The following is a 23088-nucleotide window of genomic DNA, read 5'->3' as shown; positions in this document are numbered from 1 at the left end:
GCCCCGGCCAAACCCCCGCTGGTGTCCACGCAGCCGACGCTTTCATTCAACCCCCAGCCTGATTTGGCCCGGGCGGGATGCAGACCCTACACTTAGCACTCGTCCATTGAGAGTGCTAAAACTCGAAATAAGCTATTTGGAGGCTAAGATGGCTCTACAGCCCCTTGATGACCGGATCGTTGTTCGTCCCGGTGAGTCCGAAGAGATGACCGCCAGCGGTTTGGTCATTCCCGACACCGCCAAGGAGAAGCCACAGCAAGGCGAGGTTCTTGCCGTGGGCCCGGGCAAGCGGTCGGAGAACACCGGCGATCTCATCCCGATCGGTGTCTCGGTCGGCGACACCGTGGTCTACAGCAAGTTCGGTGGTACCGAAATCACCGTGGAGGGCGAGGATCTTCTCATCCTGTCGGCTCGCGACGTTCTTGCCATCGTCAAGTAGTCACCATGCCGAAAATACTGAAATTCCGGGAGGAGGCCCGCCGAGGCCTCGAGGCGGGTGTCAACAAGCTCGCCGACGCGGTCAAGGTCACCCTGGGTCCGAAGGGCCGAAACGTGGTTCTCGACAAGAGGTTCGGCGCTCCCACCATCACCAACGATGGCGTTTCCATCGCCCGTGAGGTGGAACTGGACGACAAGTTCGAGAACATGGGGGCCCAGCTCATCAAGGAGGTGGCCACCAAGACCAACGACATCGCCGGTGACGGCACCACAACCGCCACCGTGCTGGCGCAGGCGATGATCCGCCAGGGGCTGCGCAACGTAGCCGCCGGTGCCAACCCGATGGGGCTCAAACGGGGCATCGAGAAAGCTGTGGCTGCCGCGGTCACCTCGCTTGCCGACCAGGCCCAGGCCATCTCCAAGAAGGAGGAGATCGCCCAGGTGGCATCCATCTCGGCCGCCGATCAGGCCATTGGAAACGTCATAGCCGAAGCCATCGACAAGGTGGGCAAGGACGGCGTGGTCACGGTGGAGGAGTCCAACACCTTCGGCATGGAACTCGATTTCGTCGAGGGCATGCAGTTCGACAAGGGCTTTTTGTCCCCCTATTTCGTCACCGACCCCGAGCGGCAGGAGGCTGTCCTCGACGAGCCCTACATCCTGTTCAACCAGGGCAAGATCAGCTCGGTGCAGGATCTTCTGCCCCTGCTGGAGAAGGTCATGCAAACCGGCAAGCCGCTTCTGGTGATCGCCGAGGACGTGGAGGGGGAAGCCCTGGCCACCCTGGTGGTGAACAAGATCAGGGGCACGTTCAATTCGGTGGGGGTCAAGGCCCCCGGGTTCGGCGAGCGCCGCAAGGCCATGCTCCAGGACATGGCCATTCTCACCGGCGGCCAGGTGGTGGCCGAGGAGGTCGGGCTCAACCTGGAGGGTGTCACCCTCGATCTGCTGGGAACGGCCCGAAAGGTGATCGTGACCAAGGACGACACCACCATCGTGGAGGGTGCGGGATCGAAGGCCGACGTGGATGGCCGCGTGGCTCAGATCCGCCAAGAGATCGAGAACACCGACTCCGACTGGGATCGGGAGAAGCTTCAAGAGCGCCTGGCCAAGCTGGCCGGGGGCGTGGCCGTGGTGCAGGTGGGTGCCGCTACCGAGGTGGAGCTCAAGGAGAAGAAGCACCGGATCGAGGATGCCCTGTCGGCTACACGGGCCGCCATAGAGGAGGGCGTGGTTGCCGGGGGAGGAACCGCTCTGCTTCGGGCCCGCCCCGCGGTGATCGAGGCTGCCGGAGCTCTGAGCGGGGACGAGGCCACCGGGGCCAGGATCGTGTCCGAAGCGCTGCCGGTACCGTGCTCCCTGATTGCCTCCAACGCCGGCTACGAGGGCTCGGTGGTTGTGCGCGACATCGAAGCCACCTCCGGTACCGTCGGGTTCAACGCCGCCACCGGTGTGGCCGAGGATCTGGTGGCCGCCGGGGTGATCGATCCGGCCAAGGTAACCCGGGCCGGCCTTCAGAACGCGGCCTCCATTGCCGGAATGCTGCTGACCACCGAGGCCCTGGTGGCCGACAAGCCCGAGCCCCCGGCTCCCCCCGCCCCCGGTGGCGACCCCATGGGTGGCATGGGCGGGATGGGTGGCATGGGCGGCATGATGTAACCGTTCGGGACCGGTCGGGGGCCACCATCGCTATCCAGCGAGGTGGCCCCCGATCCATTTTCCCCCCTCCCCCGCTCACGGAAAGATGGTCGCTACGATGAATCCGTGGGTCAACGCCCGAACCATATGGATCCCGACGAGTTCCGGCGACAGGGATATAAGGCGGTTGACTGGTTGGCCGATTACATGGCCCGGCTCGACGACCTCCCGGTCAAGACCCCGGTGGAGCCGGGCGATGTTCGGGCCAAGCTGGCGGTGAGTGCCCCCAAGCATGGGGAGGAGTTCTCCGCGGTGCTGGCCGACCTCGACCGGGTGATCGTACCGGGTCTCACTCACTGGCAGGCCCCGGGGTTTTTCGCCTACTTCCCGGCCAATGCCAGCGGGCCGGCCACACTGGCCGACCTGGTGTCTTCCGGCCTCGGCACTCAGGGAATGATGTGGGACACCAGCCCCGCAGTCACCGAACTGGAACAGCACGTTCTCGACTGGCTGGCCGTCGAGCTGGACCTGCCCGAAAGGTTCCGGGGCAATGGCGTTATCCAGGACAGCGCTTCCAGCAGCACCCTGTGCGCCGTGCTCGCGGCCCGGCACCGGGCCGGTGGCATCGAAGCCCTGCCCACGCTGGTGGCCTACACCTCCGAACAGGCCCACTCATCGGTCATCAAGGGACTCAGGGTTGCGGGCATTCCCGACGACCGGATCCGGATCATCGCCACCACCCCCGAATACGCCATGCGGGCCGATCACCTGGCCTACGAAATCGTCCAGGACCGCAAGCACGGCCTGACCCCATTCATGGTGATCGCCACCGTGGGCACAACATCCACCACCGCGATCGATCCTGTTGGCGAGCTGGGCTGGGTGGCAGCCAACTTCGACGCCTGGTTGCACGTGGATGCCGCTTTCGCCGGTACCGCCTCACTGTGTCCCGAGATGCGATTCCTGAACGCCGGGCTGGAATCGGCCGACAGCTACGTGTTCAACCCCCACAAGTGGATGCTCACCAACCTCGACTGCTCGGCATTCTTCGTGGCCGATCGGGCCAGCCTCAACAATGCCCTGTCCATCACCCCCGAGTACCTGCACAACCCGGCCAGCGAGGCTGGAACGGTGGTGGACTATCGCGATTGGCAAGTGCCACTGGGACGGAGGTTCCGGGCCCTCAAACTGTGGTTCGTGATCCGGCACTACGGGGTGGAAGGTCTACGGGCCCACATCCGCCGGCACCTGGCCTGGGCGGCTGAGCTGACCGACTGGGTGAAGGCCGACGACCGGTTCGAGTTGGTCGCCCCCACCGTGGTCAGCCTGGTGAGCTTCCGCCACGCCGGCGGCGACACGGCCACCCGCCGAGTTCTGGACACGGTCAACCAATCGGGCCGGGCCTACCTAACCGCCACCACCCTCAATGGCCAACCAACCCTGCGGGTGGCCATTGGTGGCACCCGAACCGAGCGCCACCACGTCGAGGAGCTATGGTCTCTGATCCAATCCGCGGCCTGACCACGCCGGCCCCGCCGGTGAATGTGATAATGCCCCAGCAACCAACTCCGATGAACAGGCAGTGCCGTTATCCATTGCTTGGCGCGGAGCCCAATAATCCCCCAGTAACAAAATCGCCAGCTCTAAAATCTCTGGCTTCCAACAGACAATTCAACAGAAAGGAGGCATCGCGATGGCCGAAGTGGAGATAGGTTTGGGCAAGACCGGGCGGCAGGCCTACGGGTTCGACGACATTGCCATCGTGCCGACCCGTCGCACTCGTGACCCCGAGGATGTGAACATCACCTGGGAGATCGATGCCTATCGCTTCGAACTACCCCTCATGGCCTCGGCCATGGACGGCGTGGTCAGCCCCGAAACCGCCATCACCATCGGGCGACTCGGAGGGGTGGGAGTGCTCAACCTGGAGGGACTCTGGACCCGTTACGAAGATCCCGAGCCAATCCTGGACGAGATCGCCGGCCAGCCTCCGGAGAAGGCCACCCTGCGCATGCAGGAGTTGTACGCCGAGCCGATCAAACCCGAGTTGGTCGGTGAACGCATCCGCCAGATCAAAGATGCCGGGGTGATCTCCTGCGCATCGGTCACTCCCCAGCGCACCGAGCAACTGGCCCCCCACATGCTGGCCGCTGAACTCGACCTCATGGTCATCCAGGGCACGGTGGTCACCGCCGAGCACAAATCCAGGACCAGCGAACCGTTGAACCTCAAGCAGTTCGTCCGCCGCCTGGAGATACCGGTGATCGTGGGGGGCTGTGCCAGCTACGATGCCGCCCTGCACCTCATGCGTACCGGAGCGGCCGGCATCCTGGTGGGTGTCGGGCCGGGCCAGGCCTGTACCACCCGAGGGGTGCTGGGCATCGGTGTCCCCCAGGCCACGGCCATTGCCGACACCCGGGCCGCCCGGATGCGCCACCTGGACGAGACCGGGGTGTACGTGCACATCATCGCCGACGGTGGAATGGCCACCGGTGGCGACATCGCCAAGGCCATCGTGTGCGGAGCCGACGCGGTGATGATCGGCTCCCCGCTGGCTGCGGCCCACGAAGCCCCCGGCCGGGGGCACCATTGGGGTATGGCTACCTTCCATCCGACCCTGCCCCGAGGGGCCCGAGTGAAGACCACCCGCCGGGGAACCCTGGAGGAGATCCTGATCGGACCGGCCCGGGAGAACGACGGCCGCCTGAACCTGTTCGGAGGCCTGCGCACCTCCATGGCCACCTGCGGTTATGAAACGCTGAAAGCTTTCCAAAAAGCCGAGGTCATGGTGGCCCCCTCCCTCCAAACCGAGGGCAAGTCCCTCCAGCAATCCCAGGGTATCGGGATGGGGCGTTGAGCCACCCCGGTAACCCCGCCGGCAGCAGCGACGGTATCAGCGACAGCAGCGACAGCAGCGAGGGTGTCAGCGACGGCAGCGACGGACGGGGCCACCCGGTGCTGGTGGTGGACTTCGGTGCTCAGTACGCCCAACTCATCGCTCGCCGGGTGCGCGAGGCCCACATCTACAGCGAGATCGTTCCCCACACCATCGGCGTGGACGAGGTTGCTTACCGCCGGCCCGGCGCAATCATCTTCTCCGGCGGCCCCCAGTCGGTCCATGTCGATGGGGCCCCCCGCATCGATCCCGGAATCTACCGCCTCGGCATTCCCATTCTGGGCATCTGCTACGGGGCCCAGCTCATCGCCGCTCAGCTCGGGGGGGAGGTGGCCCGCACCGGCATCGGCGAGTACGGCCGCACCATCATGAACATCAGCGCTCCAAGCACGCTGTTCGACTGCGATTCCGGCACCCAGCGTGAGGTTTGGATGAGCCATTTCGATTCCATCACTGCCCCACCCGACGGCTTCAGTGTCACTGCGTCCACCCCGCAGGCCCCGGTGGCCGCCCTGGAGCACCCCCAGCACCACATCTTCGGGGTCCAGTTCCATCCCGAGGTGGTCCACACCCCGGAGGGGCAGGCCGTGCTGGAGCGGTTCTTGTACCGGGGTGCGGGGTTGGCTCCCTCATGGACCACGGAGTCGTTCATCGACGAGGCGGTGACCTCCATACGAACCCAAATCGGCACCAACCAGGCGGTTTGCGGGCTCTCCGGCGGGGTGGACTCCGCGGTGGCCGCCGCCCTGGTTCATCGAGCGGTGGGCCACCAGCTCACCTGCGTGTTCATCGACACCGGTCTTATGCGCCAAAACGAGGGTCGGCAAGTGATCGATGCCTTCCGCCGCTCGCAGGGCATCGAGCTCATCGCAGTTGAGGCCGCCGACCGGTTCTTCGGAGCTCTGGAGAAAGTGACCGACCCCGAGGAGAAGCGCAAGATCATCGGGGAGCTGTTCATCCGCATTTTCGAGGAGACCTCCGCCCACCTCGAAGGAGCTCCGTTCTTGGTGCAGGGAACGCTGTATCCCGATGTGATCGAGTCGGGTTCCGACTCCGCGGCCAAGATCAAGAGCCACCACAACGTGGGAGGCATCCCCGACAAGATGGATTTCGAGCTGGTCGAGCCGCTGCGCAATCTGTTCAAGGATGAGGTGCGCTCCGTGGGTCAAGAGCTTGGCCTGCCCGATGAGATCCTGTGGCGCCAGCCCTTCCCCGGCCCCGGCCTCGCGGTAAGGGTGATAGGCGAGGTCACCCCCGGCAAGGTCGCCCTGCTGGCCGAGGCCGACACCATCGTCCGGGCCGAGATCACCGCCGCCGGGCTGGACCGGGACATTTGGCAAGCTTTCACCGTGCTGCCCGACATCCGCACCGTGGGGGTTATGGGCGATGAGCGCACCTACGGGCAGGTGGTGGTCATCCGCGCAGTGACCAGCGAGGACGCCATGACCGCGGACTGGGCCCGGCTGCCCCACGATCTGCTGGAAAAGATGTCGAGCCGGATCATCAACGAGGTGGACGGCATCAACCGGGTGGCCTACGACATCACCTCCAAGCCCCCCGGCACCATCGAATGGGAATGAACCAGCCAGAAAGAGCCTGAAGGGGTTCTCGTATTCCCGATCGCCCCGTATACCCCCGCCCAGGTGTGATCCTTGGACGGTGTTCTCGTATTCCCGATTTCGTATTCCCGATCGCCGGCGAGGTGGGCTAGGCCGCTCTCGTGGTGATGAGTTGCACCCGCTGGCTGTGATCGGTTTTCATGGCCGCCAACTCGTCGGTCCAGAAGAACTTCTCCTCACCGAACGCGGGGTGCAGCTCGTCCAACCACGATGCTTCGGGGTCATAAGCCGCGAAGAACAAGCGGTTCACCCAGTCGGGGTTGCGAGCCTGAATGAACTTGAGCGCGATCACCTGCTGCCCACCGATCTCGGCGACACCGTCCACCAGAACCTTGCCCGGCGTGGCCGACATCGACGGCCCCCGCCATGTGCGGGCCAGCCCCGACACCTGCTTGTAGGTGTCGGTGTAGATCTGGTAAGCCTCCACCAGCGGCACCTCGAAGTACCGCTTGGCCCCGGTGTCACGCTCCACGAACATGTAGTAGGGAACCGCTCCCAGCTTGACCTCGGTGGTAATCATGTCGGCCCACACCCGGGCGCTGTCGTTGACGTGGCGGATCAACGGGGCTTGGCAACGCACCACCGCCCCGGTTTCGATGATGCGCCGCAGTGCCTCGCGGGCCGCATCGGTGGCCAGCTCCACCGGGTGCGAGTAATGGGCCATGATGGCCAGATGGCGGCCGGAGGCCACGATCTGCTCGAACAAACGCAGTAGATCGTCGGCCTCCTCCCCATCGGTGAACTTGTAAGGCCAGTAGGCCGGGGCCTTGGTACCGAACCGGATGGTGTCGATCTCCAGATCGTCGGCCATCAGTGGCTCGACATAACGGCGGATCAGCTCGGTGCGCATGATCATCGGGTCGCCCCCGGTGAACAAAACGTCGGAAACCGTTGGATTCAGCTTCAGATAAGCCACCAGCCGGTCGATCTCCTTGCTGGCGAACTTGAGATCGTCGAGTTGCACAAACTGCGGCCACCGGAAGCAGTAGGTGCAGTAGGCATGGCAGGTCTGGCCCTGGGTGGGGAAGAACAGCACCGTCTCCCGGTACTTGTGCTGCACGCCCTGCACCACCTCCTCCTCCAGATACCCGGCATTCATCTCGACCTGGCCGGCGGGATGGGGGTTGAGGCTGAGCTGGATCTCCCGGGCCGATGACTTGATCTCGGCCGGGGAGGCCTCGGCTGAGATCAGATCGGCGATACGGGTGAAATGCTCGGGATCCAGCATTCCCTCCTGGGGAAAGGTGAGTTGAAACATCGGATCATCGGGAACGTTGTCCCAATCGATCAACTGCTCACACACGTAATTGTTAGTCTTGAACGGGAGTACCGAGCCCACCACCCGGGTCACCATGCGCTGGTGCTCACTCAACCGCTCATAACCGGGAATGTCCTCCAGATTGCGGAGTTGAAAGGTGCGAAAAACGTGCTGCTCGCCGTTGCTCTTACTCATACCGGTACCTCGCCTCCAATGATTTCGCTGGCCGGAACTCTGCTGCCCGGCCAAAGTTGTACCCAATGATAACAGCCCCTCTGACACTCACGGGGTGAGCCCGGTCTGGCACCATTGTCGCGTGCTCACCAGGTTTGACGATTTTCCCATTCACCAGACCCCCGACCCCATCTCCACCCCGGCCACGGGGGAGAAGGACTTCTACGAGCGGTACTGGTTCAACGGCTACTCCAAAGCGGGCGACATGTACCTGGGGGTGGGTACCGCCCGCTATCCCCACCTGGGCATCCAGGACTGCGGTATCAGCATTGTCCACAACGGTGTCCAGCACGCCTTCCATGCCTCGGCCCGAGCCAATTCCGAGCCCACCGATCTCGGTGTCGGCCCGTTCAACCTGGAGATCATCGAACCGATGAAGGTCTGTCGGGTGGTGCTGGAGCCCAACGAGACCGGTTTTTCCGCCGACCTGACCTTTGAGGCCCGCACCGCGGCCATCGAGGAGCCCCGCCACCACTGGTCGGATGGCCACCGGCGGATAATGGACACCACCAGGTTCACCCAATTCGGCCGCTGGCACGGCTGGATCGCCTATGACGGCCTGCGCATGGAGATCGACCGCACCGAGACCTACGGCACCAAGGATCGCTCGTGGGGAGTCCGGCCGGTAGCGGGTGGCGACACCCGAGGTGCCCCTCAGGCTCCACGGGCGATGGGATTGTTCTTTCTCTGGGCCCCGTTGCACTGGGACGACATGTGCAGCCACTACCAACTCTTCGAGGACACCCTGGGCCGGCCCCGGTTCCACGTGGGGGCGTTCCTGCCCGCCTACGACTTTGCCAATGACATACCCGGCGTGGAAGACCCCGGGGTGGAATCCATGCACCGGCTCGAACACCGGCTCGAGTTCGAACCCGGAAGCCGCATGATAAAGGCAGCCACGCTGGCCATGACCTCACTGGAGAACGACGCTCGCCACGAGATCGCCTTCGAAAAGCAGTTCACCTACCGGATGAAGGGCATTGGCTACAGCCACCCCACATGGCCCCACGGGGCCTGGAAGGGCGAACTGGCAATGGAGTCCGAACGCTGGAACCTGGCCGAAGTGGATGATCTGGCCTTCGAGAACCAGCATGTGCAGCACCTGATGAAGGTTCGCATGGGCGACCGGCAAGGCATCGGCGTGCTCGAACAGAGCATCTTCGGCCCCTACCGCCCCTACGGGCTCGAGGGCCATGTCGCTGCGCCGGGCTAGCGCCACTTACAGGCGGCTCAAGCGAGTACTCGGGCTCGAGGGCCATGTCGCTGCTCCTATGCCGAGCTAGCGCAGGTAGGCATCAATCATATCGCTGCGCCGGGCTAGCGCAGGTAGGCATCTCCTCCATCAATGTTGACCGTGGTGCCGGTCATGTAGCTTGCGGTGTCGCTGCACAGAAACGCCACAACCCGCCCGATGTCCACCTCGGCATCACCCACTCGCTTCAGGGCAAACCGTTCTTGGAGCGCGGCAAAACCCTCGGGATTGGTTTCGCTCCACTGTTCCATGGCCGGTGACATCGCCACCGGCATGAGCGTGATGGCCCGGATACCATCGGCCCCCCACTCCATGGCCGCGGCCCGGGTGATGGACTGCATGGCCGACTTCACCCCGGCGTACACCCCCATGCCACTGGGGTCGGTTTTCAGGCTGGAACCCGACCCCTGGTTAATTATCACCCCGCCACCCCGAAGGTACCGGTGGCACAGCCGCATGAATCGGATGGCGGCCAGCGGGCCCGATGTCCACGCCGCCAGGGAGGCTTCGTCGCCCACCTCCAGCAATCGCCCGTGAGGCACCTGCTGGGCGTTGTTCACCAAAATGTCGATGGTGCCGAAATGCTCCACGGTGCCGTCTACGCACGCTCGAATCTGAGCCAGATCGTTCACGTCGCACACCTGGGCCAGCGCCGACCCCCCTCGATCGGTTATCTCCGCAGCCACCGCCTGCACCTTGGCCTCGGTGCGGGCCGCCACCGTGACCCATGCCCCCTCCGCGGCCAGAGCCAGGGCAATGCCTCGCCCCACTCCCTGGCCTCCGCCGGTGACTATGGCCGTTTTGCCTTCCAACATCCCCATAGCGCCGAACACTACCCCGACCGGGCCGTCCGCCCATTGCGGAGCCGTGGAGCGGAGAGGGTGGGATTCGAACCCACGAACCACCTCGCGGCAGTTACTTCCTTAGCAGGGAAGCGCCTTCAACCGGACTCGGCCACCTCTCCAGGCCCTCCCACCCTAGCGGCTCACCCTCAGGATCACTCATTTCTTTATACGCCCTCAACGAGCCAACCCACGATTGCTTGATCCTGGAGCGGTGGCAGGGCAGAATTTGCTGCACCCCATGAAAGGCAAATCTCCTGGCCGCGCCGACCTGCCGGAGTGGTACACTCTTGGCATAGGTTTGGACTTTCCTCTGCCTAACCTACCACGACTCAGGGCCTTGTCGGGTAACATGTACACTCTTGGTATAGGTCTGGACTTTCCTCTGCTGGCTCAGAGCGTAGCCAAAGTGCTGCTAAGCTCAACGAGTGGGCAGGTCTACCAACCACCGAAGCCGTGTCAACAAGAATCGAGGGGCTATGAATCTGAATAAGACCAACCAAAAAGGCAAATACAATGAGGGGCTTATATCTAAAAGTGGCGCAAACCGGGTCTGACCAAGGGAAACAACTAAACAGTCGAGGACTGCTCTTGCTGAGTCGAATGGGTCGGGAGGGCCTCCCGTTACGCTCTAGAGAGCTGGACCAGTGCACCACTTTCAGATATAAGCCCCAAAGTAGTAAAGAAGGTTGGGGATTCCACGTCAGAGGATAAGGCTGAATTGGATAAATTAGAAAAAATACGAGAGCGGATGACGGAAGACAATTTGTTGCCGATACAAGCAGAAACCGACATTAACAAGGAATGAAATTGAGCGAGCAGGCCGTCGTGATAGTCAGAGAAAAGTTGGTATCTAAATTCGCTAAACTTTTGTCAGCGATTTTGCTTGGTAGCCTCATCGCTGTGGGCTGTTCAACCAATAAATCTGAACCTCAAACCACTTCAACCGCAGATGATACTCAACAACCTGCTGATACTTCACTTGTTTCAGAACCGGACAGCAGTAAACAAAATTTACATCCCAACGGTGCATACAATTTTGGTTATTCGCACGGCTACCATGAGGGTTACCATACAGTTTCTTTTGATGATGATAGCGGCGCAGAATTCATCAATTTCCTAGGCGACAACTGGAACATGGCAAGAGAGCTTATTCCGATTATGAACATCCCTATCCCGTTCTTTGACCACCAAGCCGAAGTGGACAGCGGATACCAGGATTGCCTGAACAATGTTCCTGCCACCAGCATGCGGTACGAAGTTCCGAACGACGATGACAACCTACGCAGCTTCAAATGGCGTGACGCATACCGGCTCGGTTACGCGATGTGCTTGCAAGGGGCGGCAACCGATCATTACCAAAAAATAGAATCCGGTTTTTACGATGGATTCACGGCTGGTTTCAATGACCAACATTTGGACGAGTACCAACGCAAATACAGCAGTTACGGTCGCAGCTACACGACATTGGCGGCACCCTCCAACAAGTTCGCCTACCTTCACGGATACTCGTTCGGCTATGACGCTGGATATGGTGACGCACAACGCCAAAACGGTTATAACCAGAACAACGCTGCCAACTACATGAGCTATCTGGCAGGTGTAGGCGGAAAGGGATACGGCCATTCACCGATGCTCGCCCGGTTGTCTGTCGAGGAGGAAGCGCTCATCGAAGACGGCTACCAGAAATGTGAGCGAGGCGCGCCTGCTTATGACACTTCGATTCTAGGCTTCACTCTTTGCTTGCAAGCAGCGAGCATTGACTACTACGACCAGATGCGGTTGGGACACCATAACGGCTATGCGGACGGCTACCAGGATGGCATCCTTGACATCTACAACCTTTACGGCAGCAGCTACGGAGGCAACTACGGGACATCCAGCCAGCCTTCCACTGTTGAGCCGTCCAACTTCCCAGACTTGGCTCCCACGCCTCACATAATGCTGAATAATAGGTTTACGCCACTTTCAGACATAAGCCCCTACAATGACTAGAGATATAAAGATCATATTCTGGTTTATATCGATCGCGATAGTGGCTTACTTTAGCCTGATAATTTATGGAATAGCGGCAGGTTAGTATGAGGAAGAGCCATCGACTTACAATAAATTGCTGACCCTAGTTGAGGACACACCGAGCATTTCGATAGCTGAAGCTATTCAACAAGTTTCCCCAAATGATACCGAGGAAGGCAGGGCAGCAGTTCGGAAAGGTTTTTCCAAAAATAAGCTCGTCCGTTGCGAGCCAATTATCGTGAACATGAACACCGAGGACATTGAGCAGGACATAAAAGTTCTGCCGCCGGAGGAACTACCCTATCTCCTATACTTGCGCGGGGAGGAGCCGCTGGAATGGGCTCTGACAAACAAATGCAGTTCCTGAAAACTGGATAAGCATACTCAGTGGCTACCGATCCCTACGATCATGCCGCTGTTTGGCCGCCTGTATGGGCTGGTTGTCAGTTCCGGAAATCACCCGATGCTGAGCGTTTCACCTGCTCACAATGATTTCGGGGTTGGTGACGTCGGCGTTGGCGCACCAGGAGTTTCCAACTATCCACAGCTAGGCCGCCCGATACACCGAACCACCCTAACACTGGCTGGATGAGACGCTAGTATACCCCTCGGAGGGATGGCAGAGCGGACGATTGCAACGGCCTTGAAAGCCGTAGGGCCTTCAGGGGTCCCGGGGGTTCGAATCCCCCTCCCTCCGCTGTTAGGCAAGCGCAATCATGAAAGCTTGATGTCAAACGCAAAGAAACATCATATGGGCATGATTAAACATGGTAACCGGTTTGACGAAGTCGATGTCAGCGGCTGGCAACGTGCCCACGAGGAGACGCTGGGAACCAAGCCAAAGCGCTGGCTGCTTGACCCTAACACTGAAACCTTCTGGTTGATGAAGGACGTTACCTTCAACCGCCGTAACGACGGTTCTACCTACCAGAAGGGAGATGACTGGGCAGAACGAATCGTCGCAGAGGTTGCCCGCCTTCTTGATCTACCAGCAGCACAGGTTGAGTTGGCCACTGGAGGACCTGGTGCCCAAACGAGGCAGGGCATCATCAGTCGATCCATCTGCGCAAGTGAAGAAACCCTCATCCATGGTAACGAACTTCTCGCTGAGAGCGGCAACGTCTGACCACCAAAGATCAGAATCGAACCCCGGAGGCCTACGCCGATCGGTGTCGCTCCAGGTTTGAGAACAATCCTCCACCTATAAGAGTTGCTATTGATGCACTTCAGACACTTTCAATAGAACAACAGGCCGGCTGGCTAGAACGATGCCAAGACATCGAGCCGCTTGTCGCAACCATTGAGATGGTGCCCGAGAGTCGGATGTCCCAACCTGCTCGTGAGTTCGCCGAGCGGCTGATGCGGCGGAATCATGAACGCCTGCTGTCGCATGGCTCGGGTACCATGTGAACATGCCCGCACAGTCCGAACGCCGCCTCTACGTGTCTTGGCGCCACCCACAGGGCTCAATCATCCCGATCGGGCTTCTGACCCAGCGTCTCACCCAGGGTGAGCAGTCATTTGAGTTCGTCTACCTGAAAACGGCTGAGCAACAGGAACTCTTCGAACCCCTCCCCGGACTCCCGGACCTCTACCAGAAATACACAGGACATCGGCTCTTCCCGGTTTTTGCCAATCGACAGATGCCACGCGAACGGCCCGACTACGACGCTTTCATCCAGCAGCTCGACCTCAGCGCAGAGGCTGACCCCCTTTGAGGTCCTGGAAAGAAGCGAAGGCCGTCGGGCCACTGACCGCATCGAGGTCTTCGCTGCGCCCGCACGGAACGAAGCCGGCGATCTCGTCGCGCTCTTCTTCGCCCGCGGTGTGCGTCACATCGAAGGAGCCTCGGAGGCAATTGAGGATCTAACCACCGGCGACGCGCTCAAGCTAGTACCCGAACCCACCAAACTTTGGCTTGGACCTAAAGACTCTTCGCAATGTGATTGGCCGCTGGTTCTTTATGTCCCAAACAACTGGACGGTACACGTCATCCAGTGAAACCCAGTTGGAAGCAGATTTAGGACGTGTTGGGGGCCTACCCATTGGTGATGGGGAAGCCTTCTGTGCTGAACTTGACCGTATTGTTCGCTCTAACTTTACCGGAGACTACTGGGAAATTTCGTTTCCAAATCGGCTTGATGCTTCCTCCTCACGTTCACCTCTACTTTTTGCTTACTTGGCATCATTAAATCTTCTTGATGCGGAATTGTTGTTCAGCGAAGTACGAATTCGTGATCGCTTTGATTCAGGAGCTTCCGCTCCACGTAACATTGAGCGACATCATTTGTTTCCTAAGAACTACTTGGCAACCATGGGAATTACTGACACCAAATTAGTCAACACTATAGCCAATATGGCATACATTGACTGGCCAGAAAATGCCACTATAAGCAATAACAATCCGCTCAGCTACTGGGGGGATATGACCCGCCATATCAACCCTGAGCAGCTTGAGCGCCAGCGATACTGGCATGCTCTTCCAGTTGGATGGGAGCAGCTTGACTATGCGACATTTACTGAAAGACGACGAAACTTGATTGCCAGAGTGGTGCATGATGGTTTTGACCGTCTTTGGGACAATGCTACAGGGCCTGAACTATCCTCTACGTTTGCTGATCTGCTTTCCAGAGGTGAGTCAGAAAGCCTGGAGTATAAATCCACAGCTAGGTGGAATATGTACACCCAGCAACCTGATAAAAAAATAGAACATGTCATTACCAAAACTGTGTGTGGCTTCCTCAATGCCGAAGGTGGTAAGCTCCTGATAGGTGTGGATGATAATGGCAATGTACTTGACCTTGATAACGACTTGAACACTTTTAGCAACCGACCCAATTTGGACAGCTATGAACTCTTTCTACATCAACTTCTTGACACAAATCTTTCTATCTCAACAGCAGGTATTGTTCGCGTTGAATTTGAGCAAGTTTCTAATGAAAGTGTATGCATTGTACACGTTACATCTTCCGGTAAACCTGTGTTTTCTAAGCCATTTCAAGGCGGGAATGAACACAGTGAGTTTTGGGTGCGGGTAGGCAATGCCACGAAACAACTTCACGGTGAAGACATGGTGCATTATCAATCCAACCACTGGGGATGGGTCTGATCTCGTGTTCAATAACTATCCTCACCATGCAACATCCCAACTCAACGAGCGGAGGGGGTGGGATTCGAACCCACGGTGACTTGCGCCACACACGCTTTCCAAGCGTGCCGATTCGGCCGCTCTCGCACCCCTCCGGGAGATGGCAAAACTATCGCACTCCGACGGGCGATCCATCACCGATTCCCGCTATCCTGGCTCCAGCGGGCCGTGCGCCCGGTTTGGAATGTGATGGTCGGGTCCTGTGCAATGCCAGCCCGTGAACCGAGTCAGGGCCGGAAGGCAGCAGCTCTCAGCGGATCCTGGGGTGTGCCGCAGACCGCCTGGCCATCACTTTCGAGACCGGGTATCACGGCCTGGCTGGGTCGCAGACCGCCTGGCCTCATATTCCCGACCGGGTATCACGGCCTGACTGAGACCGAGTGTCGTTCGGTCTGAGTAAAGTCAGCACAATGGCCCATCAGGCTCTGTACCGACGTTACCGACCCTCCTGCTTTGCCGAACTGCGAGGCCAGGAGTCCGTTGTCCGGGCCCTCCAGAACGCAGTTCGCCAGGGTCGGGTCGGCCATGCCTACTTGTTCAGCGGTCCTCGGGGAACCGGCAAGACCAGCACCGCCCGCATCCTGGCCAAAGCCCTCAACTGCACCGACTCGAGCTCCGACGGCGAACCCTGCGGCCGGTGCCAATCGTGCATCGACATCGCCGGCAACACCTCTTACGACCTCATCGAACTTGATGCCGCTTCCAACAACAAGGTGGACGACATTCGCGATCTCATCTCCCGGGTGGCGATGGGCTCACCCGGTAAGGCCAAGGTTTACGTGCTGGACGAGGTTCACATGCTCACCTCCGGCGCGGAGAATGCCCTGCTGAAGACGCTCGAGGAGCCTCCCGACCATGTGGTGTTCGTGCTGTGCACCACCGAGCCCCACAAGGTCGTGCCCACCATCCGCAGCCGAACCCAGCACCTGGAGTTCAGCCTCATCGACGGCGACGTGCTGGCCGACCACGCCCGCTGGATCATCGAACAGGCCGGGCTGGAGGTGGACGGCGATGCCATCAATCACGCCGTCCATCGGGGCGCGGGATCGGCTCGGGACACCTTGTCGGCCCTCGAGCAGATCGTCAACGCCGGCGGAGTAACCGATCGGCTGGAGGCGGTGGACACCATCATCGAGGCCCTCGGAAGCCAGGACTACGGCCCGGCCTTCACAGCGTTGCATGAAACCCTGCGGTCGGGGCGGGAACCCAGGATCATCGGCGAAGCCCTGCTCGACCGGCTTCGCAATGCGTTCCTCAGCGCCATGGGTGCAGACTTGAACTATCTGACCGATGCTCAGCAGGCCGATGCCCACACCACGGCCGGCAAGCTTTCACCGGCTCGGCTCACCCGATCCCTCGAGGTGCTGGGGACTGCTCTGGTGGACATGCGTCAGGCCCCCGATCCCAGGGTGGATCTGGAAGTGGCCCTGGCCCGGCTCACCCGCCGTGACCTTGACACCGATGTAGCCGCACTGCTCGAGCGCGTCGAGCGCCTGGAGCATCACGGCCCCCAAGTGCCCATCAGCGAAACCGGGGCGACCTCCGGCCCCGCGGCCCCACCCAGTTCGGGCCAAGCCCACGCCCCCACCAGCGGCCATGAGAGAGCCCGGGCCAAGATGGCTGACATCCAAGCCCGGCAGGCTAAGCCCAAGTCCCCATCCGGGAAGTCCCAGCCCTCGCCGACCGGCAGCATCCCAACCAGCCCAGCAGAGCCTGGAGCCCCGATCGAGGGAGCATCTGATACTTCCGTCCCCGACCCAGGCCAGGGTTCCGGGGGAGTCGATCCTGCCCAGGATCGCGCCCGGCGACCCACGCTGGGAGCTATTCGAGCCGCCAGCACGTTTGCCCCTCAAACTGCTGTGGTCGACGGATCGGAATCCGATAGCTCCACTGAACCCGAGACGATGACTGATACCGATATCTCCACTGATGCCGAGACAACCACTGATACCCATACTCCCACCGAACCCGATATCTCCACTGAACCCGAGACAACCACTGATACCCATACTCAGGCGGCCGGTTCCGGGGCTGCGGTACCCAGCCGTGAGGAGATGACGCTCGCCTGGGGGGACACCATCCTGGCCGACCTCCCGCAAAAAGCCCGGAGCCGGTTCCAGGCCGGCCGCTTTTTGACCAACGACGACGGCTATGTGGTTTTTGCCCTCCCCCATCAGATCCACCTGGATCGATGCGAGGAGGTCCGCGAGTCGGTGGACAAAGCTCTCAGTGCGCACTTCGGGCGGCCCGTTCCGATGCGCCTGACCATTGACGACAACAGCACCGCACCACCCCCCAACTTTGGGGTGTCCACCAGCAGTTCCATCCCGACCCTCAATGACGAGAACCAAATCGTCGACCCCAACGAGCTCATGGACGAGGAAACCTTCATGCAGGAGGCCATCTCCAACCTCATGGCCGCGTTCCCCGGATCCGAACTTGTCACCTTCGATCCACCGTCCACCACCAACCACCAGGGTTGACCGTAAAAAACCCGATCCCGAACTCCGAGGGCCATATGTCCAACACCCCCGAAACCGCCGAATAATGGTGAACCGCCGAACGATGGCAAACCGCGGGAGCAAACAATGAGCAACGTTTACTCCGCTCCGGTCCAGGTGCTGATCGACGAGTTGGGACGACTCCCCGGAATCGGTCCCAAATCAGCTCAGCGCATCGCTTTTCACCTGCTGAAGGGGTCCGAAGCGGATGCCCTGAGACTGGCTGACGCCATCAAGGAGGCCAAGGCCCGGATCCAGTTCTGCCGGCGATGCTTCAACATCACCGAGCACCCCGAATGCGAGCTGTGCGCCGACCCCCGGCGCGATCCAGCCTGCTTGTGCGTGGTGGAGGAACCTCGCGACATCGTGGCCCTGGAGAAAACCCGTGAGTTCCGAGGCCGTTACCATGTGCTCGGCGGGGCCATCAATCCCATTGAGGGCATCGGCCCCGATCAGCTCCGGGTCAAGGAGCTGCTGGCCCGGATAGACAACGAGAACGTCACCGAGGTCATTTGCTGCACCAATCCCAACATCGAGGGGGAAGCCACCGCCATGTACCTGGCCCGCCTCATCGAACCACTGGGGGTTGCCGTCACCCGCATCGCCAGTGGTCTTCCCGTAGGCGGAGACCTGGAATACGCCGACGAGCTCACCCTCAGCCGGGCTCTGGAGGGGCGCCGACGCATCAATGCCGGCTAGGACGAACCGGTCCCGAAACACAAGACACCGCCTTAGCGAACCGGGCGGGGGGCAATGGAACCGGCACGCATAAGGCGGTGCTTGTTTATTTCATTTACATTACAAACATGACGAAACAAAGTCAAGTCAAAGATGATTCGTAATAAGAAATGATCGGTTCCGATCAAACGGTAACCCTGCCGGGCCCGGGTCAAAAGGTAGGGCGCTCCCCCTTTTCCAGCAAGTCATGGCTGCCCAACAGGATACGGTCAGGGTGTGCGGATCCACCTGGTCGACGGCACCTACGAGCTATTCCGCTACCACTTCTCACCCGGCAACCGCGACCGGGAGCACGGGGCGACCCTGGGGGTGGTCCACAGCATGCTCCAACTGGTACAGGACGGGGCCACCCACTTAGGGGTAGCCACAGACCGGGTAATCGAATCGTTCCGCAACGACCTGTGGCCCGGCTACAAAACCGCCGACGGGGTGCCGCCCGAGCTGATGGCCCAGTTTCCAATGGTGGAGGAGGCCCTGGCGGCGGCCGGATTCTGCGTGTGGCCCATGGTCGATCACGAGGCCGACGACGCCCTGGGAGCCGCGGCCCGCAAGGCTGCCCTCGACCCGAGCGTGGAACAGGTTCTGATCTGCACGCCCGACAAGGACTTGGCCCAATGCGTAACCGGCGACGGGCGCATCGTGCAGTACGACCGTCGCCGGCAGAAGCTCATCGACCACCACGGAGTAGTGACCAAGTTCGGGGTAACCCCCGAGTCGATTCCCGACTACCTGGCCCTGGTGGGCGACACCACCGATGGTTTCCCCGGCCTGGCGGGCTGGGGAGCCCGATCCACCGCGACGGTTTTGTCGCACTACCACCGTCTGGAGAACATTCCCGACGCGGTGGGCCAGTGGGAGATCAGCGTGAGAGGCTCATCCAAGCTGGCCGCCACTCTGGCTGCGAACCGGGAACTGGCCCTGCTGTTCCGCCGCATCGCCACCATCGACTACACCGCGCCCACCTTCGAGCACCTCGACGAGATGGCCTGGACCGGCCCCACCCCGAAGTTCCCGGAGCTGATGGCCAAATTGGGGGGCGCTCATCTTGTCGAACGAACCGAGAACCTGAGGCGCCACAGAGATGACGACCGGCCCCAATGAGCCCAACACAAAGAACCAACCCAACCCCACCGGCAGAACCCCGATGAGCCCAACACAAAGAACCAACCCAACCTTATGTAGCCTGGCAGGGCCATGTCTGAGCACTCGATGAAGGATCGCCTCGAGGACTTGGAGCGCCGCAAGCACGAGGCCCTCCACGCCGGTCCCCAGCGAGCCGTGGATCGCCAGCACGGGAAGGGCAAGATGCTGGCCCGCGAGCGCATCGAGTACCTGCTGGACAACGGCTCCTTCCACGAGTTGGACATGCTGGCCCGCCATCGGGCCCTGGACAGCAACATCGAGGAACGGCCCTACACCGATGGCGTGATCACCGGCTGGGGCACCATCGATGGGCGCAAGGTGTTCCTCTTCTCCCAGGACTTCACCGTGTTCGGCGGAGCCCTGGGGGAGGTGTTCGCCGAGAAGATCCACAAGGTGATGGACCTGGCCCTGTCGGTGGGAGCACCGATGATCGGTCTCAACGACGGTGCCGGGGCTCGCATCCAGGAGGGTGTGGTTTCGCTCGACTCCTACGGTGGCATCTTCCACCGCAACGTCAGATCCTCGGGGGTGATCCCCCAGATCAGCGTCATCCTGGGGCCATGCGCCGGCGGAGCGGTGTACAGCCCAGCCATGACCGACTTCGTGTTCATGGTGGCTGAGAAGTCACACATGTTCATCACCGGACCCGACGTGGTGAAGACGGTCACCGGGGAGGAGGTCACCCTGGAGGAGCTGGGTGGGGCCCGCTCCCATTCCACCAAATCGGGGGTGGCCACCTTCGTGGGACAGACGGAGGAGGAGGTGCTGGATGAGGTCCGCTTCCTCATCAGCCACCTGCCGGCCAACAACCTGGAGGAACCTCCCCGCACTGACACTGCCGACGATCCCGAGCGGCTCACCACCGAGCTGCGCACCATCCTGCCCGACAGCCCCAACCTGCCGTACGACATGCGCAAGGTGGTACAGGAGGTGGTGGACGACGGGGAGTTCATGGAATACCACGCCCACTGGGCCCAGTCCATCGTATGCGGCTTCGCCCGGCTGAACGGCTACCCGGTCGGGGTGGTGGGCAACCAACCCATGGTGCTGGCCGGAGTGCTGGACATCGAATCATCGTCCAAAGCGGCTCGCTTCGTGCGAACCTGCGATGCCTTCAACATCCCGCTTTTGACCCTGGTGGACGTACCCGGCTTTTTGCCCGGCGTCGACCAGGAGCACGGTGGCATCATCCGCCATGGGGCGAAGCTGCTGTACGCCTACTGTGAGGCCACCGTGCCCCGCATCCAGGTCATTACCCGGAAGGCCTATGGCGGAGCCTACGTGGTTATGGACTCCAAGTCGGTGGGATCCGATCTGTCGTTCGCATGGCCGGGAGCTGAACTGGCGGTCATGGGACCGCAGGGAGCAGTGGAAATCATCCACCGGCGGGAGCTCCAGTCGGCCGCTGATCCCGCGGCCCGCCGGGCCGAACTGGTGGATGAATACACCGAGCGCTACGCCAACCCCTACATCGCCGCCGAGCGGGGCTACATCGACGACGTGATCGATCCAGCCGACACCCGGCGACTGGTGATAGCCGGATTCGAGATGCTCCGCTCCAAGCGAGAGGAATTGCTGCCCCGCAAACACGGAATAATCCCCCTCTAGGCCCGGCCGTGAACATCCACAAAAGCCCGGCCATGAACATCATCCCCCAACCCACAGAAGGCGAGGTGGCTGCCATTCTGGCGGCCTATGAGGCCCTCTTACCCCATCCCACCGGCGGCGAGCTTCCTGCTTCCCCCGCTCCCCACTGGCGTTTCAGCGGGCGCTGGTGGACCTCGACCCGCTACCAGCGTTCGCTCCGGCAACGATGACCGCCGATCCCGCTCGCCATCGCACCCCCGACGAGTTGGAGCTTGCCCTGGACCACATCCGCCGGGCCCCCAGCGACCACGGCACGCTGGAGTTGATCGTGCGCCGGCCCGATGTGAACGAGCGCGAGATCCTGGATACCGGCCACCTCAGCTTGCAGGAGGGTCTGGAGGGTGACAACTGGAGAGATCGGGGCAGCTCCAGAACCCCCGATGGTGGCCCTCATCCCGACATGCAGTTGAACATAATGAGTGCCCGGGCCGCGGCTGCGGTGGCCGGACCGACCGACCGCTGGGCTCTGGCCGGCGATCAGCTATACATCGATCTCGACCTCAGCACCGAGACCTTGCCTCCCGGTACCCGTCTCGCGGTGGGTGAGGCCATCATCCAAATCACCGCCGAGCCTCACACCGGCTGTGGCAAATTTGCCGCCCGATTCGGCCATGATGCCCTCCGGTTCGTGAACTCCCCCACCGGCCGAGCGCTGAATCTGCGGGGCGTTAACGCCCGCGTCGCCCACCCCGGCCCCATCCGCCAGGGCGACCCGGTCCGACTCCAGAGACGGAGTTAGCAACGCCAGGGCGGAAAGGGCTGCTCCAGCGCCCGCTCCAACCGGCTCAGGTACTCGTTGCGAGAAATTTCCACCACTCCCAGGGTCTGAAGATGCCCGGTGGCCCACTGCACATCGAGCAATCTGGGTACGTTGCCGTGAGCCAACCGGGCCACCAGGGAGACCAGGGCCACCTTGGATGCATCCCGGTCGATGTGGAACATGGATTCCCCGGCGAACAGACCCCCGATCGATACCCCGTACAACCCGCCCACCAGCTCCCCATCCTGGGTCCATGCCTCCACGCTGTGAGCCCACCCCAGGCGGTGCAACCGGACGTAGGCCTCCCTTATATCCGGTGTGATCCAGCCGTGGGGACGGTCGATTGTCCGGCAAGCGTCGATCACATCGGCAAACGCCACGTCGACGGTAACCCGGTAGCGCTGCACCGAGCGCCGTAGCGAGCGAGTCACCCGCAGCTCATCGAGGGGCAGCACCCCCCGGGGGTCGGGCGACCACCACCCCAGCTTGTTGGTATCCCCCAGCGTCATCGGGAACAAGCCGGTCCGGTAGGCCGCCAGCAGGGTGCCGGGGGCCAGATCAGCGCCTATACCGACCAAACCGTTCTCGTCAGCCGTGTCCGCAGGCGGGAACGCCCACCGGTTGGGCTCGGGCTCCAGTCTCATTCCCCTACTCTGCCCCACCCAAAATCCCCCCGGGGAAGGATCAGCCCGACTCTTCGACAATCACCGACTTGACGACACGGCAAACGAAGTCCCGCCGGCCGCCGGATCAACCGGACTCTTCGACAATCACCGACTTGACGACACGGCAAACGAAGTCCCGCCGGCCGCCGGATCAACCGGACTCTTCGACAATCACCGACTTGACGACACGGCAAACGAAGTCCCGCCGGCCGCCGGATCAACCGGACTCTTCGACAATCACCGACTTGACGACACGGCAAACGAAGTCCCGCCGGCCGCCGGATCAACCGGAC

General features: G+C 61.4%; 19 protein-coding genes, 3 tRNA genes and 1 other RNA gene. 18 read left to right on the top strand and 5 right to left on the bottom strand.

The genetic code is table 11. From position 1 onward, the window contains the following. Positions 1-148: 148 nt before the first annotated feature. From groES to guaA, 5 genes are all read left to right on the top strand, one after another. Complete coding sequence (gene groES, locus ACOGXC_RS13250) at positions 149-439, top strand: co-chaperone GroES (protein ID WP_419918638.1); 291 nt, start codon at positions 149-151, stop codon at positions 437-439. A gap of 5 nt (positions 440-444) precedes the next feature. After that, positions 445-2097, top strand: a complete 1653-nt coding sequence (groL, locus tag ACOGXC_RS13245; RefSeq protein ID WP_419918637.1) for a chaperonin GroEL — start codon at positions 445-447, stop codon at positions 2095-2097. 105 nt (positions 2098-2202) lie between these two features. After that, complete coding sequence (locus ACOGXC_RS13240; protein WP_419918636.1) at positions 2203-3597, top strand: pyridoxal-dependent decarboxylase; 1395 nt, start codon at positions 2203-2205, stop codon at positions 3595-3597. A 172-nt stretch (positions 3598-3769) separates the two neighbouring features. Continuing rightward, positions 3770-4933 (top strand): GuaB3 family IMP dehydrogenase-related protein, encoded by a 1164-nt coding sequence (locus ACOGXC_RS13235; RefSeq protein ID WP_419918635.1) that lies wholly within the window; start codon positions 3770-3772, stop codon positions 4931-4933. 35 nt (positions 4934-4968) lie between these two features. Then, positions 4969-6552, top strand: a complete 1584-nt coding sequence (gene guaA / locus ACOGXC_RS13230; RefSeq protein WP_419920088.1) for a glutamine-hydrolyzing GMP synthase — start codon at positions 4969-4971, stop codon at positions 6550-6552. A gap of 127 nt (positions 6553-6679) precedes the next feature. Here the strand turns inward: guaA and ACOGXC_RS13225 are convergent, their stop codons facing one another. After that, the gene (locus ACOGXC_RS13225) at positions 6680-8044 is read right to left on the bottom strand and encodes a KamA family radical SAM protein (RefSeq protein ID WP_419918634.1); all 1365 of its coding nucleotides are present in this window, start codon (positions 8042-8044) and stop codon (positions 6680-6682) included. 121 nt (positions 8045-8165) lie between these two features. Here ACOGXC_RS13225 and ACOGXC_RS13220 point away from each other — a divergent pair, with 121 nt between their 5' ends. Further along, positions 8166-9296: a hypothetical protein gene (locus ACOGXC_RS13220; RefSeq protein ID WP_419918633.1), complete on the top strand. Its 1131-nt coding sequence runs from the start codon at positions 8166-8168 to the stop codon at positions 9294-9296. 104 nt (positions 9297-9400) lie between these two features. On the opposite strand, the gene ACOGXC_RS13215 is transcribed toward ACOGXC_RS13220, so the two are convergent. After that, positions 9401-10156 (bottom strand): SDR family NAD(P)-dependent oxidoreductase, encoded by a 756-nt coding sequence (locus tag ACOGXC_RS13215; RefSeq protein WP_419918632.1) that lies wholly within the window; start codon positions 10154-10156, stop codon positions 9401-9403. Between the two features lie 52 nt (positions 10157-10208). Beyond that, positions 10209-10299, bottom strand: a tRNA-Ser gene (locus tag ACOGXC_RS13210). A gap of 688 nt (positions 10300-10987) precedes the next feature. Between ACOGXC_RS13210 and ACOGXC_RS13205 the strand changes: the two genes are divergently transcribed. The 5 genes from ACOGXC_RS13205 (at position 10988) to ACOGXC_RS13185 (ending at position 15302) form a co-directional block, all read left to right on the top strand. Next, positions 10988-12172 (top strand): hypothetical protein, encoded by a 1185-nt coding sequence (locus ACOGXC_RS13205; RefSeq protein WP_419918631.1) that lies wholly within the window; start codon positions 10988-10990, stop codon positions 12170-12172. 631 nt (positions 12173-12803) lie between these two features. Continuing rightward, positions 12804-12890: transfer RNA gene (locus tag ACOGXC_RS13200), tRNA-Ser, on the top strand. 30 nt (positions 12891-12920) lie between these two features. Next, on the top strand, positions 12921-13319 hold the full coding sequence (locus tag ACOGXC_RS13195; RefSeq protein ID WP_419918630.1) for a hypothetical protein: 399 nt from the start codon (positions 12921-12923) through the stop codon (positions 13317-13319). A 286-nt stretch (positions 13320-13605) separates the two neighbouring features. Beyond that, complete coding sequence (locus ACOGXC_RS13190; protein WP_419918629.1) at positions 13606-13911, top strand: hypothetical protein; 306 nt, start codon at positions 13606-13608, stop codon at positions 13909-13911. Positions 13912-14135: 224 nt separating this feature from the next. Next, entirely contained in the window at positions 14136-15302 is a 1167-nt protein-coding gene (locus tag ACOGXC_RS13185) for an RNA-binding domain-containing protein (RefSeq protein ID WP_419918628.1), read from the top strand. 49 nt (positions 15303-15351) lie between these two features. Here ACOGXC_RS13185 and ACOGXC_RS13180 read toward each other — a convergent pair. Then, positions 15352-15436: transfer RNA gene (locus ACOGXC_RS13180), tRNA-Ser, on the bottom strand. A gap of 96 nt (positions 15437-15532) precedes the next feature. Between ACOGXC_RS13180 and ffs the strand changes: the two genes are divergently transcribed. The 7 genes from ffs to ACOGXC_RS13145 all read left to right on the top strand — a co-directional run bounded on the left by ffs (position 15533) and on the right by ACOGXC_RS13145 (position 22109). Next, an RNA gene (ffs, locus tag ACOGXC_RS13175) (signal recognition particle sRNA small type) lies at positions 15533-15631 on the top strand. Positions 15632-15751: 120 nt separating this feature from the next. After that, positions 15752-17824, top strand: coding sequence for a DNA polymerase III subunit gamma/tau (gene dnaX / locus ACOGXC_RS13170; protein ID WP_419918627.1), 2073 nt, complete (start codon positions 15752-15754; stop codon positions 17822-17824). A 105-nt stretch (positions 17825-17929) separates the two neighbouring features. Beyond that, positions 17930-18541: a recombination mediator RecR gene (recR, locus tag ACOGXC_RS13165; protein ID WP_419918626.1), complete on the top strand. Its 612-nt coding sequence runs from the start codon at positions 17930-17932 to the stop codon at positions 18539-18541. 255 nt (positions 18542-18796) lie between these two features. Then, complete coding sequence (locus ACOGXC_RS13160) at positions 18797-19681, top strand: 5'-3' exonuclease (RefSeq protein WP_419918625.1); 885 nt, start codon at positions 18797-18799, stop codon at positions 19679-19681. Positions 19682-19774: 93 nt separating this feature from the next. Beyond that, complete coding sequence (locus ACOGXC_RS13155; protein ID WP_419918624.1) at positions 19775-21331, top strand: acyl-CoA carboxylase subunit beta; 1557 nt, start codon at positions 19775-19777, stop codon at positions 21329-21331. A gap of 8 nt (positions 21332-21339) precedes the next feature. Beyond that, the gene (locus tag ACOGXC_RS13150; protein ID WP_419918623.1) at positions 21340-21540 is read left to right on the top strand and encodes a hypothetical protein; all 201 of its coding nucleotides are present in this window, start codon (positions 21340-21342) and stop codon (positions 21538-21540) included. After that, positions 21498-22109, top strand: a complete 612-nt coding sequence (locus ACOGXC_RS13145) for an MOSC domain-containing protein (protein ID WP_419918622.1) — start codon at positions 21498-21500, stop codon at positions 22107-22109. The genes ACOGXC_RS13150 and ACOGXC_RS13145 overlap by 43 nt, the downstream gene beginning before the upstream one ends. On the opposite strand, the gene aat is transcribed toward ACOGXC_RS13145, so the two are convergent. Further along, positions 22106-22774 (bottom strand): leucyl/phenylalanyl-tRNA--protein transferase, encoded by a 669-nt coding sequence (aat, locus tag ACOGXC_RS13140; RefSeq protein WP_419918621.1) that lies wholly within the window; start codon positions 22772-22774, stop codon positions 22106-22108. The two genes, ACOGXC_RS13145 and aat, sit on opposite strands and share 4 nt — an antisense overlap. Positions 22775-23088: the final 314 nt, after the last annotated feature.

Origin of the sequence: Candidatus Poriferisocius sp. (assembly GCF_965202595.1) — a bacterium.
Taxonomy (GTDB): Bacteria; Actinomycetota; Acidimicrobiia; order Acidimicrobiales; family Bin134; genus Poriferisocius.
Note: the sequence above shows the minus strand (reverse complement) of the source record. Positions and strands in the feature narration are given on the sequence as shown.

What these genes read in the sequence shown, in the direction of transcription:
- groES (WP_419918638.1), top strand. Translation starts at nt 149, where the DNA reads ATGGCTCTACAGCCCCTTGATGACCGGATCGTTGTTCGTCCCGGTGAG.
- groL (WP_419918637.1), top strand. Translation starts at nt 445, where the DNA reads ATGCCGAAAATACTGAAATTCCGGGAGGAGGCCCGCCGAGGCCTCGAG.
- ACOGXC_RS13235 (WP_419918635.1), top strand. Translation starts at nt 3,770, where the DNA reads ATGGCCGAAGTGGAGATAGGTTTGGGCAAGACCGGGCGGCAGGCCTAC.
- ACOGXC_RS13225 (WP_419918634.1), bottom strand. Translation starts at nt 8,044, where the DNA reads ATGAGTAAGAGCAACGGCGAGCAGCACGTTTTTCGCACCTTTCAACTC.
- ACOGXC_RS13215 (WP_419918632.1), bottom strand. Translation starts at nt 10,156, where the DNA reads ATGGGGATGTTGGAAGGCAAAACGGCCATAGTCACCGGCGGAGGCCAG.
- ACOGXC_RS13195 (WP_419918630.1), top strand. Translation starts at nt 12,921, where the DNA reads ATGTCAAACGCAAAGAAACATCATATGGGCATGATTAAACATGGTAAC.
- ACOGXC_RS13190 (WP_419918629.1), top strand. Translation starts at nt 13,606, where the DNA reads ATGCCCGCACAGTCCGAACGCCGCCTCTACGTGTCTTGGCGCCACCCA.
- dnaX (WP_419918627.1), top strand. Translation starts at nt 15,752, where the DNA reads ATGGCCCATCAGGCTCTGTACCGACGTTACCGACCCTCCTGCTTTGCC.
- recR (WP_419918626.1), top strand. Translation starts at nt 17,930, where the DNA reads ATGAGCAACGTTTACTCCGCTCCGGTCCAGGTGCTGATCGACGAGTTG.
- ACOGXC_RS13155 (WP_419918624.1), top strand. Translation starts at nt 19,775, where the DNA reads ATGTCTGAGCACTCGATGAAGGATCGCCTCGAGGACTTGGAGCGCCGC.
- aat (WP_419918621.1), bottom strand. Translation starts at nt 22,774, where the DNA reads ATGAGACTGGAGCCCGAGCCCAACCGGTGGGCGTTCCCGCCTGCGGAC.